Origin of the sequence: Polyangium sp. 6x1 (assembly GCF_029946515.1) — a bacterium.
GTDB lineage: Bacteria > Myxococcota_A > Polyangia > Polyangiales > Polyangiaceae > Polyangium.
This window is the reverse complement of record NZ_JARZHH010000002.1, coordinates 153,536-176,236: the sequence shown is the minus strand read 5'-3', so window position 1 is coordinate 176,236 and position 22,701 is coordinate 153,536. Positions and strand designations below refer to the sequence as shown.

19 protein-coding genes and 1 tRNA gene are annotated in these 22,701 nt (G+C 70.4%); 11 read left to right on the top strand and 9 right to left on the bottom strand.

All coding sequences use genetic code 11. The features are described 5' to 3' along the window. Nucleotides 1-4: 4 nt before the first annotated feature. From QHF85_RS03625 to QHF85_RS03610, 4 genes are read right to left on the bottom strand one after another with little or no spacing between them, the layout of a single operon-like run. Entirely contained in the window at nucleotides 5-1,132 is a 1,128-nt protein-coding gene (locus tag QHF85_RS03625; RefSeq protein ID WP_281325622.1) for a UTP--glucose-1-phosphate uridylyltransferase, read from the bottom strand. 52 nt (nucleotides 1,133-1,184) lie between these two features. After that, nucleotides 1,185-1,433: a YXWGXW repeat-containing protein gene (locus tag QHF85_RS03620; RefSeq protein WP_281325621.1), complete on the bottom strand. Its 249-nt coding sequence runs from the start codon at nucleotides 1,431-1,433 to the stop codon at nucleotides 1,185-1,187. Next, entirely contained in the window at nucleotides 1,430-2,155 is a 726-nt protein-coding gene (locus QHF85_RS03615; protein ID WP_281325620.1) for a CPBP family glutamic-type intramembrane protease, read from the bottom strand. The genes QHF85_RS03620 and QHF85_RS03615 overlap by 4 nt, the downstream gene beginning before the upstream one ends. Next, complete coding sequence (locus QHF85_RS03610) at nucleotides 2,155-3,141, bottom strand: decaprenyl-phosphate phosphoribosyltransferase (RefSeq protein ID WP_281325619.1); 987 nt, start codon at nucleotides 3,139-3,141, stop codon at nucleotides 2,155-2,157. The genes QHF85_RS03615 and QHF85_RS03610 overlap by 1 nt, the downstream gene beginning before the upstream one ends. 251 nt (nucleotides 3,142-3,392) lie before the next feature. Between QHF85_RS03610 and QHF85_RS03605 the strand changes: the two genes are divergently transcribed. The 3 genes from QHF85_RS03605 to QHF85_RS03595 are packed head-to-tail and all read left to right on the top strand — an operon-like array spanning nucleotide 3,393 to nucleotide 7,722. Then, on the top strand, nucleotides 3,393-4,358 hold the full coding sequence (locus QHF85_RS03605) for a MoxR family ATPase (protein WP_281325618.1): 966 nt from the start codon (nucleotides 3,393-3,395) through the stop codon (nucleotides 4,356-4,358). Nucleotides 4,359-4,369: 11 nt separating this feature from the next. Continuing rightward, the gene (locus QHF85_RS03600; RefSeq protein WP_281325617.1) at nucleotides 4,370-5,554 is read left to right on the top strand and encodes a DUF58 domain-containing protein; all 1,185 of its coding nucleotides are present in this window, start codon (nucleotides 4,370-4,372) and stop codon (nucleotides 5,552-5,554) included. Next, entirely contained in the window at nucleotides 5,551-7,722 is a 2,172-nt protein-coding gene (locus QHF85_RS03595) for a DUF3488 and transglutaminase-like domain-containing protein (RefSeq protein ID WP_281325616.1), read from the top strand. Before QHF85_RS03600 ends, QHF85_RS03595 begins: the two co-directional genes overlap by 4 nt. A 13-nt stretch (nucleotides 7,723-7,735) precedes the next feature. On the opposite strand, the gene QHF85_RS03590 is transcribed toward QHF85_RS03595, so the two are convergent. Then, nucleotides 7,736-9,646 carry a hypothetical protein gene (locus tag QHF85_RS03590; protein ID WP_281325615.1) on the bottom strand — a complete coding sequence of 637 codons (1,911 nt, stop codon included), beginning with the start codon at nucleotides 9,644-9,646 and terminating at the stop codon, nucleotides 7,736-7,738. 147 nt (nucleotides 9,647-9,793) lie between these two features. Here QHF85_RS03590 and QHF85_RS03585 point away from each other — a divergent pair, with 147 nt between their 5' ends. From QHF85_RS03585 to QHF85_RS03570, 4 genes are read left to right on the top strand one after another with little or no spacing between them, the layout of a single operon-like run. Continuing rightward, the gene (locus QHF85_RS03585) at nucleotides 9,794-11,179 is read left to right on the top strand and encodes a DUF4388 domain-containing protein (protein ID WP_281325614.1); all 1,386 of its coding nucleotides are present in this window, start codon (nucleotides 9,794-9,796) and stop codon (nucleotides 11,177-11,179) included. Between the two features lie 22 nt (nucleotides 11,180-11,201). After that, nucleotides 11,202-11,642, top strand: coding sequence for a chemotaxis protein CheW (locus QHF85_RS03580; RefSeq protein WP_281325613.1), 441 nt, complete (start codon nucleotides 11,202-11,204; stop codon nucleotides 11,640-11,642). Beyond that, complete coding sequence (locus QHF85_RS03575; protein WP_281325612.1) at nucleotides 11,639-12,463, top strand: hypothetical protein; 825 nt, start codon at nucleotides 11,639-11,641, stop codon at nucleotides 12,461-12,463. Before QHF85_RS03580 ends, QHF85_RS03575 begins: the two co-directional genes overlap by 4 nt. After that, on the top strand, nucleotides 12,460-14,511 hold the full coding sequence (locus QHF85_RS03570) for an ATP-binding protein (RefSeq protein WP_281325611.1): 2,052 nt from the start codon (nucleotides 12,460-12,462) through the stop codon (nucleotides 14,509-14,511). Before QHF85_RS03575 ends, QHF85_RS03570 begins: the two co-directional genes overlap by 4 nt. A 32-nt stretch (nucleotides 14,512-14,543) precedes the next feature. On the opposite strand, the gene QHF85_RS03565 is transcribed toward QHF85_RS03570, so the two are convergent. Together QHF85_RS03565 and QHF85_RS03560 are read right to left on the bottom strand one after the other, a co-directional pair. After that, nucleotides 14,544-14,633, bottom strand: a tRNA-Ser gene (locus QHF85_RS03565). A 164-nt stretch (nucleotides 14,634-14,797) separates the two neighbouring features. After that, nucleotides 14,798-15,232, bottom strand: a complete 435-nt coding sequence (locus QHF85_RS03560) for a winged helix-turn-helix domain-containing protein (RefSeq protein WP_281325610.1) — start codon at nucleotides 15,230-15,232, stop codon at nucleotides 14,798-14,800. A 147-nt stretch (nucleotides 15,233-15,379) separates the two neighbouring features. Between QHF85_RS03560 and QHF85_RS03555 the strand changes: the two genes are divergently transcribed. The 4 genes from QHF85_RS03555 to QHF85_RS03540 all read left to right on the top strand — a co-directional run bounded on the left by QHF85_RS03555 (nucleotide 15,380) and on the right by QHF85_RS03540 (nucleotide 21,577). Next, a complete protein-coding gene (locus QHF85_RS03555) occupies nucleotides 15,380-16,726 on the top strand; it encodes an NAD(P)/FAD-dependent oxidoreductase (RefSeq protein WP_281325609.1) in 1,347 nt (448 codons plus the stop codon). A gap of 386 nt (nucleotides 16,727-17,112) precedes the next feature. Then, a complete protein-coding gene (locus tag QHF85_RS03550) occupies nucleotides 17,113-18,252 on the top strand; it encodes a thrombospondin type 3 repeat-containing protein (RefSeq protein ID WP_281325608.1) in 1,140 nt (379 codons plus the stop codon). Between the two features lie 465 nt (nucleotides 18,253-18,717). After that, complete coding sequence (locus tag QHF85_RS03545) at nucleotides 18,718-19,926, top strand: thrombospondin type 3 repeat-containing protein (protein WP_281325607.1); 1,209 nt, start codon at nucleotides 18,718-18,720, stop codon at nucleotides 19,924-19,926. A gap of 415 nt (nucleotides 19,927-20,341) precedes the next feature. Next, nucleotides 20,342-21,577: a thrombospondin type 3 repeat-containing protein gene (locus QHF85_RS03540; protein WP_281325606.1), complete on the top strand. Its 1,236-nt coding sequence runs from the start codon at nucleotides 20,342-20,344 to the stop codon at nucleotides 21,575-21,577. Between the two features lie 57 nt (nucleotides 21,578-21,634). Here the strand turns inward: QHF85_RS03540 and QHF85_RS03535 are convergent, their stop codons facing one another. Together QHF85_RS03535 and QHF85_RS03530 are read right to left on the bottom strand one after the other, a co-directional pair. Then, nucleotides 21,635-22,054, bottom strand: coding sequence for an NUDIX domain-containing protein (locus QHF85_RS03535; RefSeq protein ID WP_281325605.1), 420 nt, complete (start codon nucleotides 22,052-22,054; stop codon nucleotides 21,635-21,637). A 16-nt stretch (nucleotides 22,055-22,070) separates the two neighbouring features. Next, nucleotides 22,071-22,679, bottom strand: a complete 609-nt coding sequence (locus QHF85_RS03530) for a hypothetical protein (RefSeq protein ID WP_281325604.1) — start codon at nucleotides 22,677-22,679, stop codon at nucleotides 22,071-22,073. Nucleotides 22,680-22,701 lie beyond the last annotated feature (22 nt).

Genomic DNA, 22,701 nt, shown 5'->3' with positions numbered 1-22,701 from the left:
CTATCTACGCAAGAATCCCTCGGGCCCGGAGCGCTTTTTCGATCTCGGGCCTGCGGCGCTCGAGCTCGGGTACGTCCTTCACCGGCAAGAAACGCGACGCGGCCCCGTCGCGCGGGACACGGAGGAACTGCGGATCGAGCGCGGTCGTGATCTCGTTGACGATGCGCTCGAACTGGACCGCCTTCGCCTCGCCGACCTGCTTGTCGACCTCGACGTACGTCCACGCGAGGTCGAGCGAGGCGAGCGCCTCGGCCGATACGAGGAACGTGTTCGTGCTGAAGACGGGCATCTGCGCCGGGTCGAAGCCGAGCGGGAGGCGCATTTCCTCGGCGATGATCTTCCGGCCGTTCCAGCGGACCGGGCCGCCGCCCTTGTCGCTGCCGACCTTGTTCACGACCTCGACGGTGAGCGGACCGCCGTGCGCGAGGTGGAAGCCGAGGATCGCCGGATCGACGGTGGCGCCGAGGTTGTCGAGGTTCGCGATCCATACGGTCTTGCCGCCTCGTTGGATGAAGCGATCGAGGAGGCCGCTCGCCTTCAGCGCGTCGGGCAGGTCGCCGTGGCCCGTGGCGTAGACGCTCGGCTCGCCGTGTTCGTCCCGGAAGATCGTGCCCTCGCGCGTGAGGCGCAGCGAGACGAACTGCTCGAACGTGGCGACGTCGCCCTTGTCGAGCCGAGCGCCGAGCGCGGCGCGGATCGGGCCTTCCGTGGCCTCGCTCGTCATGAGCCAGAGCGGGCAGGTCGCGCCCGCCGTGCGCGCGAGGGCGTCCATCTCGGCGAGGCGTAGATCGAGGAACGTCTTTCCCGGCAGGGCCTCGACGAGCGCCTTGACGACGCCGCCCATGCGCGTCGCCATGCCGCCGGCGAGCACGCAGAGCGCGACCTCGCCCCGCGCGAGCGCCTCGCGGCCGAGCGCCTCGAAGCGCGCGGCGTCGGCGCTGCGCGGCGCCGGTGCGTCGACGACGTCTCCGGGGGCGGGCGGAAGGACTTCCCCCGGGAAACGATTTCGCTTGTCGCGATCCTGGCCGATCGTGGCAGCCCACGCGGCGAGGCGGTCGGGATCGAAGCCACGCGCCCGAAGGCGAGCGAGCAGGGCCGGCGGGAGAGCAGCGATCTCGTGCGCGAGCGTCACATAATCGGAGAAAGCACGGCGCTGGTGTCGCGGCAACCCGTCGTGGCCTCTGCTACCCGTCAGGGTTTTGCGTGGAGCGCCGCGGGGACTCCCACCGACCTGGAATCCATACGTATTGGACGCCATCGTCGTGCCAGGCGCCCGGGATCCAGAGCATGCCCGGCGCAGGCGGCGCCGTCTTCACCTCCGGCAGGGGCGGAGGCGCGCCCTGTCCCCGCGCCGGGGTCTCCGGTGCGCCGGCGACACACGCGGCGAGGAGCGAGCACAAAACGAGGGCGAGCGAGCGGGCTGTTCGATTCATCCGTGAAGCACCATCGCCCACACGTCGTAGAGGGCGTGCGTCCAGACCGCAGGCGCGAAGCCGCGGAACACGTAGATCGCCGTGAGGACCAGGCCGCACACGGCACGGAAGACGAACGATTGGACGTCCCACGAATCGCCGAGCGCGCCGACGTAATGCCAGGCCGAGAACGCGGCCGCCGCGACGCCGGCCCAGAGGAGCGTGAGCACGAGGCGGCGGACGCCCGGGCCGAAGATCGCCTTCACGACGAGCGCGCCGAGGCCGAAGATCCCGGCCCGGAAGGCGATCTCTTCATAGAAGCCGGCGCCCATCGACATGACGACGCCCGAGAAGATGCCGCGCGTCTCGACGCTCGGCCCGAGCGTGAGCGATCCGACGACGTACGAGGCGGCGAACCGCATGAGGATCGCGTAGAGCGTGCCTTCGAGGGCGATGAGCGCGAAGCGCTTCCCTTCGAGCGCGCGCTTCTGTCCCGTGGCGGCGAGGACCACGACGAACGCGATGCCGACCGCGACCGTGAGGGCCGCGTACGTGGGCAGGCTGTTCTTCGCGAGCGCCGAGAGCTCGGCCGTGACGGGATCGGCGGCGTTCCGCACGGGGAGGAAGACGACGCCGAGGTGATAGAGGAGAAAGATGGGGAGCGTCAGGCCGAGGTCGGTCCAGGCGTCGCTTTTCTCCGGGACTTTGCCCGGTTCTTCCTTCGCCTTCGCCTCGTCCGCCATCAGGAAGGCCTCAGCCGGTAGACGATGAACACGACCTCGGCGACCCAGATCATGATGTTCATCATGAAGGGTACGTCGCGCAGGATCTCCTGCGTGGGGCTCTCGGCCTTGGGGCGGCTCACGACGAGCTGGAGGAAGCGCACGACCCCGAAGAGCGGGTGAATCGTGGTGGCCCAGAGCCAGGGGTTCTCGAAGAAGCGCTGTGTGTCGTGGTCGAGCGTGTACGCGAGGTACGTGCCGATCGTGGCGATGCCCGTGGCCGCGAGCGCAAAGGTGAGCGCGCGCGGCGAGTAGGCCTCGAGCGCGGCGCGCTGCTTGCCGGCGTTCGTCGCCGAGGCGAGCTCGTGGCGGCGCTTGCCGAAGCCGAGGAAGAGCGCGAGGAGCGCGGTGCACCCGACCATGAAGCCGGAGATCGGCGTGTTCGTCGCGAAGCCACCCGCGAGGACGCGCAACACGAAGCCGAGGGCGATGAGGCCGACGTCGACGTACGCGATCTTCTTCAGGCCGAAGGAGTACGCGACGTTCTGCGCGAAGTACGCGACCGCGACGACGAGGAACTTCCACGGCCCGAGGAGCGCGCCGCCGAGCGCCGTGACGACGAGCGCGATCGCCATGATCTTGGCGAGCTCGACCGGGACCTGGCCGCTCGCGATCGGGCGGAAGCGCTTCACCGGATGCACGCGGTCGGCCTTGGCGTCCACGATGTCGTTCATCGTGTAGACCGCGCCGGCGAGGAGGCAAAACACGCCGAATGCGCCGATCGCGCTCTTGATGATCGACGGGTGCGTGAGGTGCTTGGCGAAGACGACCGGCGCCAGGACGAAGAGGTTCTTCACCCACTGGCTCGGCCGAACCGTGCGGATCATCCCGCGGATTCGCCAGAAGACGCTGCCCTGTTTGGAAGGCGGGATGAGCGGCGTCGGCTCCGAGAGCGGCGCGCTCGCGCCCGGTAGCTCCAGGGCAGCGCCGCCCGGAGCCGGGGTCAAGGCGAGCGCGTCGGCCTCCGCGGAGGAGGCTTTCCGACGCTCGTCGTCATCGTTTGAAGGGGCCCGAGAAGGACCGGGGACGGCCACGACGGCGGAGCATACATGCGGCCCGGGGGTCGGGCCACACGAGTGCTGAAAGGAAGGGTGGCAGGGGGCGAGAGCCGGGAAGGACCGACGCCTCGGTACCCCACGCTTCAGAAATCAGGAGGTTACCGCAGGCGCTCCCGATGATCGTGCTAGCATCAGCCCCAATGACGTCGGCGCTCTCGATCGCGCGGGAAACGACGCCCGTGCTCCAGGAGCTCCGCTCCGCGGTGGAGCAGGCCCTCGAAGGAAAGCCCGAAGCCGTGGAGCTCGCGCTCATCGCGCTGCTCGGGCGCGGCCATGTGCTGATCGAGGACGTGCCCGGCGTCGGCAAGACGACGCTGGCGCGCGCCCTCGCGAAGGCCGTGGGCGGCGAGCTCCGGCGGGTGCAGTTCACGAGCGACCTCCTGCCGAGCGACGTGCTCGGCGTGAGCGTGTTCGATCAGCGCACCGGGCAGTTCGTCTTCCGGCAAGGGCCGATCTTCGCGAACATCCTGCTCGCCGACGAGATCAACCGCGCGAGCCCGCGGACCCAGTCGGCGATGCTCGAAGCGATGAACGAGGGGCAGGTGTCGATCGACGGCGTGACGACGCCGCTGCCCGACCCGTTCTTCGTGCTCGCGACGCAAAACCCGCAGGACTTCGCCGGAACGTTCCCGCTGCCCGAGTCGCAGCTCGACCGGTTCATGGTGCGCATCCGGCTCGGCTATCCGCCGCCGCACGTGGAGATGCGCCTCCTGCTCCAGGGCGGCGACGGCGACCGGATCAAGGCCGTGCCGCAGGTGCTCGAGCCGTCGGCCCTCGTCGCGCTCCAGCGCGAGGTGGATCGGGTGGAGCTCGACGCGTCGCTCGCGACGTACCTGCAAGCGGTGCTCTCGGCGACGCGCGCGAGCCCGACGCTCTCGCTCGGCGCCTCGCCCCGCGCCGGAATGAACCTCGCCCGCGCCGCGCGGAGCCGCGCCGTCTTGCACGGGCGAACCTACTGCATCGCCGACGACATCCACGACCTCGCGGTGCCCGTGCTCGCGCACCGCATCCGCCTCGCCGCGCACGCCGAGGGCTACATGCCGAGCCGCGACGAGTGCGAGAACGCGGTGCGGGACATCGTCGCGCGGGTGCCGGTCCCGCTCTGAGCGAGGCGCGCATGGTGGCGGACCGGAGGCAGGCCGAGTCGCTCGCCGTTCGAGGCGACAAACCGCCCCGGGACAGCCGCGTCACGCGGCCGGAGGCGACGCCGCTGCCCGTGCCGAACCCGCCTTCGCCGCTGCCCGGTACGCCGCGCCCGGAGAACGCGCTCACGCGGTTCTGGCGCTCGTTTTTCACCTTCAAGATGCCGCGGCGGCTGAAGTTCACCCGCGAAGGAAAATACTTCGTGGGCATCACGCTCGGCGTGGGCTTCGCGGCGATCAACACGGGCAACAACCTCCTCTACCTGCTGCTCGGCATGCTCCTGTCGCTGATGGTCGTGTCGAGCGTGATGAGCGAGCTGTCGCTGCGGACGCTGACGGTGACGCGGAGGCTGCCGACACGGGCGCAGGTGGGCCGGGCGCACCTCGTGGAGATCGAGGTCTACAACCACAAGAAGCGCATCCCCTCGTACGCGATCGAGGTCGAGGATCTGCGCGCCGGCCAGCCCGCGGACAAACGCTGCTTCTTCCTGAAGATCAGCCCGTCGAGCGCGCAGGTCGCCGCCTACCGGCGCACGCCCGCGCGCCGCGGACGCGATCGGCACACGGGCTTCCGCATCGCGACGCGGTTTCCGTTCGGGCTCTTCGAGAAGTCGCGTGAGGTCATGGCCGACGGCGAGCTCGTGATCTACCCGGCCGTCGATCCGGTGCGCTTGCCGCCCGAGGATCGTGGCCGCGCGCTCGGCGGCGTGGGCACGGCGGGGCGCGGGACGAGCGACGAGACGTACGCGCTCCGGCCGATGCGCGAGGGCGACGATCCGCGCGACATCTACTGGCGGAAGAGCGCGATCACGAGCCAGATGGTGCTGCGCGAGCGGGCGCGCGAGACGCGGCCCGACGTGCGGCTCGTGATCGACGTGGTGCGGCCGAAGGGCGCGGGCGACGCGTTCGCGCAGCAGTTCGAGAAGCGGATCCGCGAAGTCGCCTCGCGCGCCGTCGCGCACATCAAGCGCGGCGACGGCGTCGTGGTGGCGACGAACCTCGGCGAGGAGGCGCGCGGCGATCGGAACATCGGCTCCGATCGGATCCTCCGGTTCCTCGCGCTGCTCGACGCCGTCGACGAGGAGCGGGTGCAGGAGATCCAGGAGCGGCGCGGGCTCGCGCGCGGCGGGTCAGCACGGACGAGCGGAGGGCACGCATGAGGTTCGGGCTCGTTCACCGGGTGATGACCGACGCGCTCGCGGTGCTCGGCATCCTCGCGCTGCTCGCGAGCGGGCAGTTCGGGCCCTGGGTGAGCGGCTCGCTCATCGGCGGGCTCGTGCTCGCGCTGCTCATCCGCGACGTCTGGGAGAAGTACCCGGCGCTCAAGCACTTCGACGCGATCACGCTGATCGGCGTGCTCGCGCTGCAGATCGGGCGGCTGCTCTTCGACCCGAACGCGAACGTGCTCGACGTGGTGATCGAGTTCGCCGCGGCGCTGCAGATCATCCGGCTCGCGACGCGCAAGGGCGCGGCGCACGACCAGCAGGTGATCGTGCTGGCGCTCCTGCACCTGATCTCGGGCACGGTGCTCGGCGGAGGCCTCGGCTACGGGCTCTGCTTCCTCGGCGTGATCATCGTGGCCCCGGGCGCGCTCGTGCTGAGCCACCTCCGGCGCGAGGTCGAGGGCAACTACCGGCAAGGCGCGCGCGACCGCACGGGCCTGCCCGTCGACGTGCCGCGCATCCTGCGCTCGCGCCGCGTCGTGGGTCGCACGTTCCTCGGCGTCACGTGCCTGCTCTCGGTGCCGATCTTCGTCTTCACGGCGCTGCTCTTCGTGCTCTTCCCGCGCGTCGGGCTCTCGCTCCTGCTGCTGAACCGCGGGCACTCGGGCCGCGTGATCGGCTTCTCGGGCCGCGTCGACCTCGGCGAGGTGGGCGTCCTGCGCAGCGACCCGACGCTCGTCATGCGCATCGAGATGCCGAACCTGCCGGACCCGCCGCCCGCGCGGATCCCGCTGCACCTGCGCGGCGCGGCGCTCGACGCGTACGACGGCCGCACGTGGACGCAGAGCGAGTCGTGGAAGCGCGCGACGGAGAACGAGGCGGGCATCCTCCCGATCGACGATCACTGGCCCGACTCCGCGCTCGATCCGGTGATGCGGGTCGACCTCGAGCCGATCGACCCGCCCGTGATGTTCCTGCCGCCGTACGCCTCGGGCGTGCGGCTCCGGACGCGCGCGACGGTGGCGCCCGAGCCGCAGGCGATGGCCTTCAAGGGACCCGAAGGCGAGCTGCGTTATCAGCCCATCGACGACCGCGGCATCAAGTACGACATCTTCCTCTCGCGCAAGAAGACCCCGTCGTTCCGCAAGCTCCCGAGCGGCGAGCGCTGGAAGTACCTCACGCTGCCGCGGAACATGTCGACGCGCATCCGCGAGCTCGCCGCGGACTGGACGAAGGAGTCGAAGAGCCCGCTCGAGCGGGCCCGCGCGATCGAAAATCATTTGAGGACGGACTATCGGTACGACCTCGCCTCGCCCTCCGGCAAGGACCCGCAGCCGCTCGACCACTTCCTGTTCGAGTCGAAGCGCGGGCACTGCGAGTTCTACTCGACCGCGATGGCCATCATGCTGCGCACGCTCGACGTGCCGACGCGCAACGTGACGGGCTTCGTGGGCGGCAGCTACAACCGCTTCGGCCGGTTTTACGCCGTGCGCCAGGGCGACGCGCACTCGTGGGTCGAGGCGTGGATCGACGAATACGGCTGGCTCACCTTCGACCCGACCCCGCCCGCCGACGCCGCGCCGAAGAGCGAGATCGTCGGCGTGTGGGCCTACCTGCGCGACCTCATCGAGGCGACGAGCCAGCGCTGGGATCGGCACGTCGTGAGCTACGACCTGAGCCAGCAGGTGGGGCTCTTGAACAGCCTCACCTCGCGGTATCGCCGCGGCGGATCGAAGGGCACGGACGGGCCGCGGGGTCGCGCGGGCCTTTTGGTCGTGGCGGGGATCGCCGTCGCGGCCGGCGGCGCGGCGCTCTGGCTTCGCCGGAAGAAGCAACGCGCGGCAGCGGCCTCGCGCGCGGCGGATCCTCGCTCGGCGAGCGCGGTGCTCGCGACGGCGCTGTACGAGTCGCTCGACGCGGCGATGGGCGCGCGTGGCGTGGGCCGTTCGCCGAGCGTGCCGCCGCTCCGGCATGCGCAGGCGCTCGCGTCGATGTCGCATCCGCTCGCGGAGGAGATCCTGGACCTCACCGAGGTCTACCTCGCGGCGCGGTTCGGCGGCGTGACGATCTCCGACGAGGAACGGCGGAGCTTCGAGCGTCGCGTGAAGGCGATCCGTCAGCCGGAACGGCCGAGCCAGCAGGCCATGACGTTGCCCGCGTCCTGACGGGATCGTCGCATCAGGGCGCGCGTGACGCCGAGGGACCCGGGCGGCGCGGCGCGCGCGCGTTCGCGGCGACCATCATCGCCTTCGCGAGGACCGCGTGCTTGATCGAGGCGCCCGTCAGGCCCGCCTCGCCCGGCGCGAGATGGCCGACCTCGTCGAGGAACGCTTGCGCCGCGTCGTGCTCACCGAGCAGCGAGAGCACCGCGCTCTGATCGCGGAGCGTCCCGGCCACCACGGTCGACGTCGCCGTATCCGGCACGATCGGCGCGGCGATCGCGGCCATCACGCGCCGGATCGGCTGGAGCGAGGCGGTCGTCGAGAGCTTGCGGTCCGAAGGCCCGAGCGGCTGCGGCGCGTATTCGAGCCAGCATCCGTCGACCGTGAGGTGCGAGACGAGACGCCGCGGCCAGCTCCGCTCGATCTCCGCGTGCAGCGGCCGCACGTCGGCGAGCTTCGAGAGCGCGTACTCGCTCGGCTGTCCCGAGATCGCGTAGTCCCGGAGGAGCGGCTCGATCTCGGGCTCCACCGCGAGCAGGCTGAGCGCCACGCGCCCGCGGTGCAAGAGCTTCTCCGGGACGATCAGCACGTCGGGCCGCTCGCCGCGCAGGAGCCGCGCCGCCCAGAGCCGGAACGCGAGCGCCGGCGATCGCACGAGGATCGCCGAGCTCGGCTCGAGCCGCCCGAGCGCGCCGTCGGTCCACTCCTCGGCGGCGAGCTGCTTGCCACGATCCGCGACGTATCCCGCCTCCTCCGAGGAGAGCGCGACGAGCGTCACGTGAAAGACCACGACGAGCACCGCGCCGCTCTTCGCCATCGGCAGGCGCAGCTCGAGCAGCTTGCGCGCCACCCAGCAGACGCCGAGCGCCGAGCCCACGGCGAGCGCGGCGACGGCGAGCGCGCGGACCGGCGTCATCGGATCGGCGTAGAGCGCGGCGAACGCGCGCGCCGGGAGCAACGTGTCGAGCGCGACGAACGCGACGAGCGGCGCGACGAGCCCACGCGCGCCGGGCGCGAGGAGCGATGCCACCGCGCCGCCGAGCGCGATCAGCAAGGACACCACGCCGACCTCGCGCGCCCACGCCGCGAGGCTCGAGAGCCGCGGCCCGGCCACATCGAAGCCCGTCAGATCCGCGGCCGAGAGAGCGCGCCCGACGTCGGCGAACGCCCGCGGCGCGAGCGGCCGGACCGCGAGCGGCACGAGCAGCAGGAGCGCGACGGCCGCCATCGACGCGAACGAGACGGCGACGAGCTTGCGTGACGGGATCGGCGACGGCGTGATCCCCGCCGTGCGCCCGAACGGGAGCCGCTCGGCGATCGGCGTCGCGAGCACCGCGAAGACCGCGGCGAACGCGGCCGGCGGGCTCTCCGCGAGGGTCGCGCCCGCGAGCGCGCCGAAGAGCGCGGCGCCACGCACCGCGAGCGAGCCTTCCGCGCGCAGCATCGATGACCCCGCGACGAGCGTCCCCAGCGCCAGCGCGACGGCGATCATCGCGCCGCCGCCCACCGTCGCCTCGCGTTGCCAGACCGGCGAGAGCGCGGCCGTCAGCGTCCCGAGCGCCGCGAGCCCCGAGGCGAGCGTCGGACCGGCGCCGAGCGCCCGCAAGAGCCGCCGCGCGAGGCCGAAGAGCAGGACCGACGCGACCCCCAGCGCGATGGCTCCGCCGAGCGCGGCCCGGAACGTTCGGGGGCCGAGCGGGAGCAAGCCGAGCGCCTGCGTCAGCGGCGTCGACGCGCCGCCTCCGACGCCGACCGCGAGCAGGCCGAGGTCGCGCAGCGCTGGTAAATCGTCTCTCCACTGCCCGCTGCCCGCGGCCCTCGTGAGCGCGAGGCCGAACGGCAACGCCGCGGCGACGAAGCGCAGGGCGCGCTCGTGCCAAGCGAGGCGGGTCTCGACGGACGCGGGGGACGAACGAGGCTTCGGCACGGGGTCCCTCGTGCCAGGGACCACCGGAGACGGCCAAGTTTCGGGCCGCCGTGCCCCGCCTCGCCCGGCCGTTCGGCGGAGCGGTACGATTTACGGTTTTTCGCTGCGCGAATCTCCGTCGGCCCGAGTTAGGCTGGCGCCGCCCACATGGCAAGCGCGGCGCGTGTCCTGGTCATCGACGACAGCCCGACCATTTTGAAGGTCGTCAGCGCCATCCTGGCCCGCAACGGCTACGAGCCCACCACCGCCCGCGACGGCGTGGCGGGGCTCGAGCTCATCCGCAAAAGCCCGAAGTTCGACCTCGTCCTGCTCGACTTCGTGATGCCGCGGATGAACGGCTACCAGTTCTGCCGCGAGCTTCGCTCGGACGCCACGCACCGCACCTTGCCCGTCGTGCTCATGAGCGCGAAGGGCGACAAGATCCGCGGCACGTTCGTCCAGCAGACGGGCGCCGTCGACGCGATCACGAAGCCGTTCGACGCGCGCGCGCTCGTCGCCGTGGTCGAGGGCGCGCTCGCCAAGACCGCCGAGGGCCGCTCGCCGCGCCCCGTCCCCGAGGGCCAGAAGATGCCCGAGGAGGAGTCGCTGCCGGCCGAGAGCATGCGCCCGAGCATGCACATCCGGCACGCGCGGCAGCGCGCCAGCGTGGAGTTCGCGCAGCAGGTCGCGAACGCCGTCGTGCCTGCGATCCTCGCCATCTCTCCGGAGGACCGCGCGAGCGAAGCCGCGGTCATGGCCGCGGTCGCGCGCGCGATGACGCCCGACGTCCTCGCCTCGCTCTCGCTCACGGTGAAGGACCTCGACCCGGGCGACGGCGTACGCGAGGCGATGAGCGGTGACCTCTCGGTCGTCGCGCTCGCCGAGATCCTCCAGATCCTCGGCATGCAGCGCCAGACGGGCGTCCTGCACGTCACGAACAACCGCACCTCGATCACGATCTCGATGCGGCAGGGGCAGATCGATTTCGTGCAGTCGCGCGGCGCCACGGAAGAGTACCGCCTCGGCCGATACTTCCTGGAGAAAGGCGCGCTCTCGCGTGATCAGCTCGACGCGCTCCTCGCCGATCTGCGCGGCACGAACAAGCTGCTCGGCGAAGAAGTCGTGGCCCGCGGCATCGTCACGCGCGAGGAGCTCGTCGACATCCTGACCAAACAATCGAGCGAGCTCATCTTCGACATGCTCCGCTGGCCGTACGGCCGCTTCTCCTTCACGAAGGAGCCGTTCCGCCCCGAGGCCGACATGGCGAAGCTCACCCTCGGCGTGAGCGCGCTCGTCCTCGAAGGCTTCCGCCGCGTCGACGAGTGGCGGCTCATGGAGGGCACGATCCATTTCGATCAGGTCCCCGTGATCGATCAGTTTGCGCTCGAAGGACTCTCGCCCGGCCAGCTCGCGCGGCCCGAGCGTCTCGTGCTCGACGCGGTGAACGGGCAGCGCACGGTGAGCGAGGTCGTCAAGGAGAGCACCGTCGGCTCGTTCGACGCGGTGAAGATCATCTACCAGTTCTTGCAGTCGCGCGTCCTTCGTACGAGGTAGGCGCGCGGCAAGGGAGTGGCGTGTGCGACGCGGGGGCGTGCTCGTGAGGGTCTCGGTCGCGAAGGATGGGCGCTTCGTGCTCGTGCCGGCGGAGGTCGTGCGTGGAGTCTTCGTGCTCCCCTCGATCACGCCCGTCGAGGGCCTGCGCAAGCCCGCCGCGGGCGTCGCGCTGGCGAACGGTGAGGTCGTCACGGTCCTCTGCCTCGACGAGGAAGGGCTCTCGCCGTCGTCGCAGAACGAACGCACGACGGCCGTCCTCTGTGACCTCGGCGTCGAGCCTGTCGCCATCGTGGGCCGCGCGATCGAGTCGTCGGGGCTCTTCGAGGAGGCGCGCGACGGGTTCGTGCGCGCCGGCGAGACGGACGCCGCGATCCTCGACGTCGCGGCCCTCCGTCGCGAGGCCGAGGAGTCCATCTGGACCGCGCGCACCGCGGTGCTTCGTTCGCCGGAGGCGGCGTCGTGAGCGGGCCGCGCAGGCGAAGGTGGATCGACGTGCTCCGGCGCGCGGCCGAGCCCGCGAGCGCGCCCGAGACGCCCGCGGACATCGACACGGCGCTCTGGTCGGCGCACGGCGAGGCGCAACGCGCGGTGAGCGAGGCGGCCGAGGGCGCGCCGCGCCTGATGGAGGCCGTCACGCGGCAGCGTGCCTCGATCGAGGGCGTCTCCGAGCGCGCCGGCGCGATGGCGGCGCACGCCGACGGCCTCACGCTCGCGGCCACGCGCGTCGCCGATCTGTTCGAACGCCTCAGCGTGATCGCGCTGAACGCGGGCCTCGAAGGCGCGCGCACCCCGGAGCCGCAAGGCAAGGCGCTGCTCCTGCTCTCCGAGGAGATCCGCACGCACGCCGCGCGCGGAGGCGAGGCCACGCGCGACCTCGTCACGGTCGTCGAGGAGATGGCCGGCGAGACGAGCTTGCTCCGCGGCGAGCTCACGAGTGTTCTCATGGCCGCCGACGAGACCGGCGGATCCGCGCGCGCGCTCGGCGACGCGGCCGGCCGCGCGGGCCTCGCGCTCGCCGACGTCGAGAAGCACCTGCGCCGCGCCACGGGCATCGATCCCGAGGTCGCGCGGGCCGTCGCGCTCGCGGCCGAGCATGCGCGTGGCCTGCTCTCGGCGCTCTCCACGCTCCGCGCCACCACCCCTGCGCGCCCGCTCCTGCTCGGCGCGCTCCGCCCCGTGCTCGCGCCTCTCTCGCGCCTGCTCGGCGAGCTCGGGGACGAAGGTCGCGCCGGAGAAGCCTCGCCCGGATCGCCGCAGGGCGACGACGGTGGGGCCTCGTCGTGACGGCGGACCGCGAGCTCTCCCGCCTCCTCCTCGAAGAGATCCAGCGCCACGCCCCTCTGCTCGACGGCGACGCGCTCGACGACGCCCCGCGCCGCGCGATCCACGCGCTCAAAGGCTCGGCTGGCGTCGCTGGCGAACGCGCGCTCTTCGAATCCCTCGCGCGGATCGAGCGACGCCTCGTCGACGGCGACGCGAGCGCCGTCGGCGACGCGCGCGCCGTCCTCTCCATCGCGGGCGAAGCCCTCGCTGCGGGCCGCCCCATCCCGGCGCCTCCCTGGCCCGAGCCTCCGTGGGATCTCCGCGGACGCCCCGCGCCGCCCGAGAAACGCGCGCGTTACGCGGCGGAGATGACCGATCGCCTCGCGCGGGTCGACGAGCTGCTCGCCGGCGAGCTCCCCGAGCCGCGCGCCATCGCTGGCATCTTCCGCGAGGTGCACGCCATGAAGGCCGCCGCGCTCGCGGCCGGCGACGACGCCACCGCGTGGTTTTGCCATGGCCTCGAAGATCGCGCGCGCGACGCGAGCCGCAGCGACGTCGAGGCGCGCCGGGCCATCGGCGAGATCGCGCGCTGGCGTGGCCTGCTCGGCGAGCTCGTCGCCGCGCCCGATCGCGCCGTCGAGTTCCTCCGCCGCCTCGCGTACGGCGCCCGTTCGAGCACGCAGCCCCCGCCCTCCTACGGCACGCCCGAGCCGCCTCCGCACAGCGCCCCCGAGCCCTCGCTCGATCCTCACGCCGCGCGCCCTTCCGGCGAGAGCCTCCGCGTCTCCACCGCCGCGCTCGATCGCCTCCTCGATCGGGTCCGCTCGCTCGAACGCGCTGAATCCGCCATCGCCGCGGCGGGCCGCGAGCTCGGCGTCCTCGCCACCCGCGCGCGCCGCGTCCGCAGCTCCCTCGCCGAGACCCGCGGCTCGCACGACGCCGTCCCTCGCCGCGCCAAGCGCCTCCGCAAGGCCACGGCGGCCGTCGCGGCCCTCTCCGATGCCCTCGACGCCGAGGCTGCCACGCTCCTCGGCATCGCCGAGCGCTCGCGCTTCGAGGCGGGCTCTGCGCATGCCGACATCGCGCTCATGCGCACCACCACCGTCGCGACCCTCTTCGATCGCGTCGTCTCCGCGGCGAGCGCGCAGGCGCGCAGGCTCGGTCGTGACGTCCGTGTCCTCGCGCGCGGCGGCGAGACCCTCATCGATCGCCGCGTCGCCGAGGGCCTCTTCGACCCGCTCCTCCAGCTCGTCCAGAACGCCATCGTCCACGGCATCGAGCCCGAGACCACGCGCGCGCACCTCGGAAAACCTCTCGCCGGCCGCGTCGAGATCTCCGCCGAGCAGCGCGGCGCCTCCCTCCGCATCGTCGTGCGTGACGACGGCGCCGGCGTCGACGTCGAGCGCGTCCGCTCGCGGGCCGTCTCGCGTGGCGCCATCGCCTCTGCACGCGCGGTCTCGGCCGATCACAAAGCGCTCCTTGGCCTCCTCTTCGTCCCGGGCTTCACCTTGCGCGAGAACGTCGACCTCCTCGCGGGCCGCGGCCTCGGCCTTGGCCTCGTGCGTGAGTCCGTGCGCCGCCTCGGTGGCACCGTGCGCCTCGCGAGCCGCCCTTCCGAGGGCCTCGCGGCCACGCTCGACGTCCCGCTCGATCGAGGCCTCGTGCGTGTCCTCTGGGTCCGCGCGGGCGAGGCCGTTTACGCGATCCCGGCGCGCCTCGTCCGTCGCATCGCCTTGGGCGCCGACCTCCCGAACACGCTCGCCTTTCCTCTCGCGGCTTGCGTCCGCGGGCTCGGCGCGCTCGAGACGGGCGAGGCGCTCGGCCCCGACGATGCGCCTTCGTACCTCCTCGAGCTCGATCCGGGCCGCGAAGACGAGCCTTCCTTCTTCGTCTCGGTCACGTCCGTCGGCGAGATCGAGGAGGCCTCGCTGCACGCGGCGCCGCCGCTCGTGGCGCTCGCGGGCCCGTACAACGGCGCGATCGTGCGAGCCGACGCCGTGCGCTTGTGCCTCGACGTCCACGCGCTTGCGGAGCTCGTCTACCAGGTCCAGGGACGGCGCGCGCCGTGACGCGCTCTTCGTTCCTGGTTCCTGTTCGTGGCTGGCGGAGAGAGAGGGATTCGAACCCTCGGATCAGTTTCCCGATCGCACGCTTAGCAAGCGTGTGCCTTAAGCCACTCGGCCATCTCTCCAGCCTCCAGACGACACACCCATCGGCCGCGACCGTTTGGTCGGACGGCCTTGGACGCGCGCCCAAAGCGCCACCGAGGTAGCACGGCTCTTCCTCGCGAGCCAACCCCAAACGCGGAGGGCGGCGCGTTTCTGGTTCTTTTCCTCCTCGGGCAGGGGCTTCGGGTCAGCGCGCTGCCCGTGGCGCCCGGCCGCGGAGGATCAGCGTGAGGAGCGACTTGACGTCGCGGTGCGCCTCGATCGGGTGCCGCAGCGGCTTGTCGGGATGCACCTCGTAGAGGTTCCGCCGCCCCACGCGTGATCGCGTCACGAACCCCTCGGCTTCCAGGTCCGTCACGATCCGCTGCACCGCGCGCTCCGTGATCCCCACCCGCTCGGCCACGTCGCGCAGCCGCACCTCCGGGTCCTCGGCCAGGCAGAACAGCACGTGCGCGTGATTCGTCAGGAACGTCCAGCCCGCCACCTCTTCGGACGGCGCCGCGCGACGCGCAGGCCGGGCGCTCCCCGACACACGACGTTCATTTCGTGTTTTCTTGATCATGCACGACCCCGCGCTCGCGCTCGCGCGCGGCGCTCCCCACGAGGCGGAATGGTAAGTCATGAATGATACGACGCCCATCACCTCCGCGCGCGGCTCTTGCCTCTCGCCTCTGCGTGTCCCCTTCCCTACGGAGGCATTCGAAAAGACTTTCGTTCCGCGGCGGGCCCGGGCTCTACTCGAACCCGGGGACCGCCTGGGAGGTGCTGCATGGCCGATCGCAAGGACATGCCTCATGTGGTGATCGTCGGTGGTGGGTTCGGCGGGCTCAACGCCGCCATGTCGCTCGCGGGCGCGCCTGTGCGCGTCACGCTCGTCGATCGCACGAACCACCACCTCTTCCAGCCCTTGCTCTACCAGGTCGCGACCGCGGGCCTCTCCCCGGCCGACATCGCGGTCCCCATCCGCTCGGTCTTCTCGCGCCAGCGGAACGTACGCGTCCTCCTCGCCGAGGCGACCGGTGTCGACCTCCCGGGCAAGCGGCTTTTGCTCGACAAAGGCGAGCTCCGCTACGATTACCTCGTCCTCGCCGTCGGCGCGACGCACAACTTTTTCGGCCACGACGAGTGGGGCACGCACGCGCTCGGCCTGAAGACGCTCGACGAGGCGCTCCGCATTCGTGAGCGAATGCTCCTCGCGTTCGAGGGCGCCGAGCGCACGACCGATCCCGAGGCACGCAAACGCCTGCTCACGTTCGTCGTCATCGGCGGCGGCCCCACGGGCGTCGAAATGGCCGGCGCGTTCTCCGAGCTCGCCACACACGTCCTCTCGAAGGATTTTCGCGCCATCGACCCCTCGTCCACGCGCGTCGTCCTCGTCGAGGCCGGTCCGCGTATCCTCGCGGCGTTCCCCGAGGACCTCGGGAGACGCGCCGAGGCCCAGCTCGCCTCGCTCGGCGTCACCGTCGAAAAGGGCCGCGCCGTCGCGCGGATCGACGACGATGGCATTGCGTTCGGCGATGGCGAGCGCATCGACGCCGCCACGGTCGTCTGGGCTGCGGGCGTCCGCGGCACCAAGCTCTCGCGTGCGATCGGCGCCCCGCTCGACCGCGGCGGCCGGGTCAAGGTCTCCTCGGATTGCTCCCTCCCGGGCCACCCCGAGGTCTTCGCGATCGGCGACATGGCCGCTTGTCGCGACAAGAATGGCGTCGACGTCCCCGGCCTCTGCCCTGCGGCCATCCAGCAAGGCCAATACGTCGCGCGCACCCTTCGCGCCGAGCTCCGGGGAAAGCCGCGCGAGCCTTTTACATACGTCGACAAGGGCACGATGGCCACGGTCGGCCGCAAGCGCGCCATTGCGATGATGGGAAAGCTCGAGCTCGCGGGCTTCCTCGCCTGGCTCGCGTGGATGGCCGTCCACGTCTTTTTCTTGATCGGCTTCAAGAACCGCTTCCTCGTCATGTTCAACTGGATCTGGCAATACTTCACGTGGAAGCGCGGCGCGCGGCTCATCACCACGCATACGGGCGTCGAGCCCAAGCTCTTGCTCGCCGCCGCGCCCGACGGCCCCGTGCCCTCCTTGCGCGAGGCCGCCTCCGCCAAGACGCCGGCGCCCTGAGGGCCCCGTCCTGGGCATCCCGCGGCCCGGACAAACCGGCGACTCCCCTCCCCGCTCTTCGCGCCCCTCCAGGACTCCAGGTCTCCTCGTCGCCTGGATATTCACCGCAATGACGCGGCCTTCGTGACCGTGGAATCGGCTTGAAAGGCAAACCTCGCCCGCTAAATTGCATCGCGATGAATTGACGCGGGCGCAGGCGGCCCGGTGCGTCACGGACGCGCGTGCGCTTCGAATTCGCGCACGACACGGCCGAGCCACCCTCGAAGCGAAACGGGCTTCCGCGTGCGTCCGCGTCCTTATGACACCCGTGTATGGGCGTACCGTCGCGCACGGCGCGACTCCGTCCGCCCATGGCAACCGTCCGACGGAAACGAGGTATACTTTCCATGAATCGAAGGAATCGCTTCAGTTACGCGACGGGGCTCTTCACGGCGTTGATCCTCGCCGGCTGCATGGATTTCGGTGCCCCTGGCGAAAGCGTGGAGACCTCCCGGGACAACCTGGCGGCGCCGCCGGTGACGTGCCCGGACGGCGATGCGGATGGAATTTGCGACAGCTCCGACAATTGCCCCGGCGTTGGAAACCCGGAGCAGAGGGACGGCGACGGCAACGGACTCGGCGACGCCTGCGATTGTCCGGACCCCGACGCGGATCTCATCTGCAGCTTCGACGACAACTGCCCCACCTGGAAAAACCCTGACCAGGTGGACACGGACGGCGACGGCATCGGCGACGTCTGCGACGCGGCCTGTCCCGACATCGACGGCGATCGCATCTGCAACGACGTCGACAACTGCCCGGAGTGGGGCAACCCCAAACAGGAGGACAGCGACGGCGACGGCATCGGCGACGCCTGCGAATGCCCCGACGCCGACAAGGACACGGTTTGCGACCCCGACGACAACTGCCCCCACCACGTCAACCCGGACCAGGCCGACCTGGACCAGGACGGCCTCGGCGACGCGTGCGACGCCTGCGCCGACGTGGACGGCGATCTCGTCTGCGACGTGCCGCCCCCGCCCGAGCCCCCGCCGCCGCCCCCGCCCGAGCCCCCGCCTCCGCCTCCGCCCGAGCCCCCGCCTCCGCCTCCGCCGCCGCCCCCGCCCGCTTGCGCGGACCTCGACCTGGATCTCGTCTGCGACCCGGTCGACAATTGCCCGATCCCGAACCCGGACCAGGTCGACCTCGATGAAGACGGCCTCGGCGATGCTTGTGATGATTGCATCGACGTCGATCGGGACTTCATCTGCGAGCCGTTCGACGTCTGCCCGGGCACGTTGATCCCCGAGGCGACCGTGCCGGCCATCACGCTCTGGTACAGCCGCTATGCCCTCGTCGACGGCGACCCCGTCTTCGACACGGGCGGCGTGAAGGGCCAGCCTGTGCAGCGCATTTACACGCTCGAGGACACCCGCGGCTGCTCCTGCGAGCAGATCGCCGCGGCGCTCGGCCTCGGCCAGGGCGTGCTCGACCACGGGTGCAGCATCAGCACGATGAATTTCTGGATTAGCCAGGTAAACCCGTAATCGGCGCTAGGCCCGGCGCGCTCGCCTGGTAACTCCATCTACCACCGCCCGCTCCATATCGCGGGCGCCCTTCCCGATCCTCCAGACAATCATTGGCGCTCCGGGGAAAACCCGGCGTTCCTGACGACTCCGCGTTTTCGCCGACGGAGCGGGTTCGTCGCAGTTCCCTCCTCGCCGCGCCCTCCCGATTTATCCTTGATGACCGCGCCTCCGTGGTGAATAGTGCGGCACGAATTCGGCGCGGGCGCGGTGCTCCTGATTGTACCGACCTTCGTGTAGGCTGGAGAGCCGCGCATGGAGGGGTGGTTCTGCCGCCACCGTACCCAAGCGCCGCGCGTTCCGCCCACGTGCATCGGGCGGAGCAGCGCAATGGCATTTCGAGGGGTCGAGCGGACGCCTTCATCGAACGAGGCGTCGGGCTCGGCCATGACCGTCTTCCGTACGAACGAGAGGGGTGGGTCTCGCATGAACCGAACGAAGGGCCTCCATTACGCGACTGCTTTTTTCGCCACGCTCGTCGCCGTCGGCTGCATGGATTCCGCGAGCCTCGAGGACGCCGAGAACGTCGATACGGCCGAAGGGCAGCTGCTCTTCTGCAATGATCCCGACAAGGACAGGATTTGCACCTCGGATGACAACTGCCCGACGGTCGCCAATTACGATCAGGAAGACAGCGACGGAGACGGCGTCGGCGACGCCTGCGACAACTGCCCTGACGAAGCGAACCCCGATCAGGCCGACGCCGACAACGATGGCATCGGCGACGCCTGCGAGCCGCCTCCCCCTTGCGCGGACACGGACGGGGACGGCGTCTGCAACTTCAACGACAACTGCCCCACCGTCGCCAACGCCAACCAAGCGGACAAGGACAGCGACGGCATCGGCGATGCTTGCGACAACTGCCCGTATGACCCCAACTCCGATCAGGTCGACACCGACGGCGACGGCTATGGCGACGCCTGCGATGCGCCTCCCCCTTGCGACGACACAGACGGCGACGGCGTCTGCAACCTCAGCGACAATTGCCCCACCGTGCCCAACGCCGACCAAGCGGACAAGGACAGCGACGGCATCGGCGACGCTTGCGACAATTGCCCGTATGACCCCAACTCCGATCAGGTCGACACCGACGGCGACGGCTATGGCGACGCCTGCGATGCGCCTCCCCCTTGCGACGACACAGACGGCGACGGCATCTGCAACTTCAACGACAACTGCCCCACCGTCGCCAACGCCGACCAATACGACAAAGACAGCGACGGCATCGGCGACGCCTGCGACAACTGCCCCAGCGTCTCGAACCCCAGCCAGACGGACAGCGACGGCGACGGCAAGGGCGACGCGTGCGACATCGTCTACATCGACACCTGCCATGACACGGACCACGACTCGATCTGCGCCGCCGAGGACGATTGTCCGGGAACGGTACCGGATTCAGCGCCTGGCGGCCTCAAGCCGAATCACTCCATCTGGACGCAGGGCCCGGAATTCGACGTCGGCGACCTCGGGAACGGAGACCCTTCCAAATTCTCGTTCAGCATCGAGGACACCCGAGGCTGCTCCTGCAAGCAGATCCGCCAGCTACTCGGCGTCGCCATCAACAGCAATGGCATCGACAAACACGGCTGTCCCCCCGGCATCATGCAGCAGTGGGTCAACCAGGGAAGCCCCTGACCCGGCGCTCCTGCCTTCACCGTCGCCGCGCGCGAGCGCGCGCCTCCCGGCCTGACAACCGCAGCCGGTGAGGACGGTCCTTGCCTCCTCCCCTATACCGGATCGCTCCCCAGGATGGAATGCACGAGCATTCCCATCCGGTGGATCCTCCCCTCGCGAGGGCTCTTCCTTCCTCGCCTCTGCCTCCCGAAAAACCCCTTGATCGTCACCCCGCCGTGGTGAATAGTCCCCGCACGAATTCGACGCGGGTCGGGAACCCTCACGATATCCCCCGGCCCTCGTGTGCGTGCGCATTCCGCACACGGAGGGGTTTGCCGTCGCCGGACCTGCGTCGCGCGTTTGTCCCGTACATCGGGGTGAACAGCGCGCCTGCGTGCCACTTCGTTACGATACGAAAAAGAGGGGTGTGTTTCGCATGAAACGAAAGAGTGCCTTCTACTCCTTGACCGCGGTCTTGACGACGCTCATCGCGGCGGGCTGCATGGATGCCGCGCTCCCCGAGGACGAGGAGCAGGAGCTGGAGATCGGGACGGCCGAAGGTCACTTGGACTGCAAGGACGTCGATTACGACTACGTGTGCGAGGCTTACGACAACTGCCCGTACAAGGCGAACGCGGACCAGGCCGACGCCGATTACGACAAGGTCGGCAACGTCTGCGACAACTGTCCCTACACGGCGAACGCGAGCCAGGCCGACGGCGATGGCGACTACGTCGGCAACGCGTGTGACAACTGCCCGTACGTGGCAAACGCAAACCAGGCCGACGGCGATGGCGACTACGTAGGCAACGCGTGCGACAACTGCCCGTACGTGGCAAACGCGAGCCAGGCCGACGGCGATTACGACGGCGTCGGCGACGCCTGCGACAACTGCCCCTACACGGCGAACGCGAACCAGGCCGACGGCGATTACGACGGCGTCGGCGACGCCTGCGACAACTGCCCCTACACGGCGAACGCGAACCAGGCCGACGGCGATTACGACGGTATCGGCGACGCCTGCGACAACTGCCCGTACGTGGCAAACGCGGACCAGGCCGACGGCGATTACGATGGCGTCGGCAACGCCTGCGACAACTGCCCCTACGCGGCGAACGCGGACCAGGCCGACGCCGATTACGACGGCATCGGCAACGTCTGTGACAACTGCCCCTACGCGGCGAATCCCTACCAGGAAGACGGCGACTACGACAGCATCGGCAACGCCTGCGACAACTGCCCGTACAAGGCGAACCCCTACCAGGAGGACGGCGATTACGACACGGTCGGCAACGTCTGCGACAACTGCGTGTACGTCGCGAACCCCGCGCAGAAGGACGCGGACTACGACGGCGTCGGCAACGCCTGCGAGTACGATTGCACGGGTGACGCCGACTACGACGGCGTCTGCAACAACGTCGACGAGTGCCCGTACACGAAGTACGACACGGCGCCCGGCGGCCTGAACCCGCAACACTCCATCTGGACGGGCATGAGCAACGGCAAGTTCCAAACGGGCGCGCCGAACAGCCCGAACTTCACCTTCACCATGAAGGACACGGCCGGCTGCTCTTGCGCGCAGATCGTCGAGGAGCTCAGCCTCGGCAATGGCCACCTGAAGTACGGCTGCAGCCCGAGCGCCATGCAGGACTGGATCAAGTACGTGTACTGACGCGGTCTCGATCCCGATGAACCGGCGCGCGGGGCTCGTCACGGCCCCGCGCGCCCTTCATTCGCGCGCCCGCGCTGCGAGCGCGATCCTCCCGAGTTGCGCCACGTTCGGCGGCCCGCCGACGTCGTCGAAATGGCTCACCCAGCGCCACTCCTCGAATTCGTCGTTCGGGTGCACCACATCCGTGTCCACGTCGGCGACGAACACGAAATTCAGGTGAATCCCCTTGCTCCCGGCCGGGTGCTCCTCGTAGCCGATGAACCCGGGCGGCGTCCCGTCGACGTCGCTCACCACGGGAAACCGACCGACGAGCCCCGTCTCCTCGCGCAGCTCGCGCGCGGCGGCTTCGAGCGGCGTCTCGTCCGGCAGCATCTCCCCGCCCGGCGGCAGCCAGATGCCGAGCCGCCGATGGCGAATCATCAGAATGCGACCTTCGAATCGGGGATACACGGCGACAGAAAATGCACGGCGGGTCATCCTCTCGTCCTCCCCGTCATTTTCCGTGCACGACCGTCGCGGCGCAATGCCCTTCGAGCACGGGTTTTCCCCCGGAGAGCGCTCGCTCGACGCACGCCTTCACCTTGGGGCTGCCCGCCGCTTGCACCTCCGTCACCTTCCCGCCGCGCGCCTTCCACACCACGCGCGTCTCCGTCCCGGCCGGCGCGCACGCGTCGAGCGCCTTTTTTTGCGGCGACATCCACGCCGTCACGAGCACCGCACCGAGCAGCCCCATGCCTCCTCCGCCCTCGGTCTTGCACTGGATGTCCTTCGCCTTGAGCCCGTCCGCCTCGAGCTGCCCGATCGACAGGTTCGCGCCGGGCACGTCGGACGCCGCCGCGGCGTTGCCACCGGCCGGGGCCTTGGGGCTTTCCTCGGGCGGCGGGGGCGCCTTCTCGTTCGCCGCGCCTTCGTTCGTCACGGGGCTCTCCCCGGGCTCCGGCCCGTGATCGGCCTCGGGCGGCGGGGGCGGCGATTCTTCCCTCTCCGCGGCGCCGCTCGACGGCGGAAGCTCCGGCGGCGGAGACGACGCGCTCTCGCCGCCGCAGGCGGGGAGCAGGCAACAAGCAACGACCCAGACGATCCCGGTGGCTCGAAATTTCATGAGGGCGGCCGCAGCCTACCAG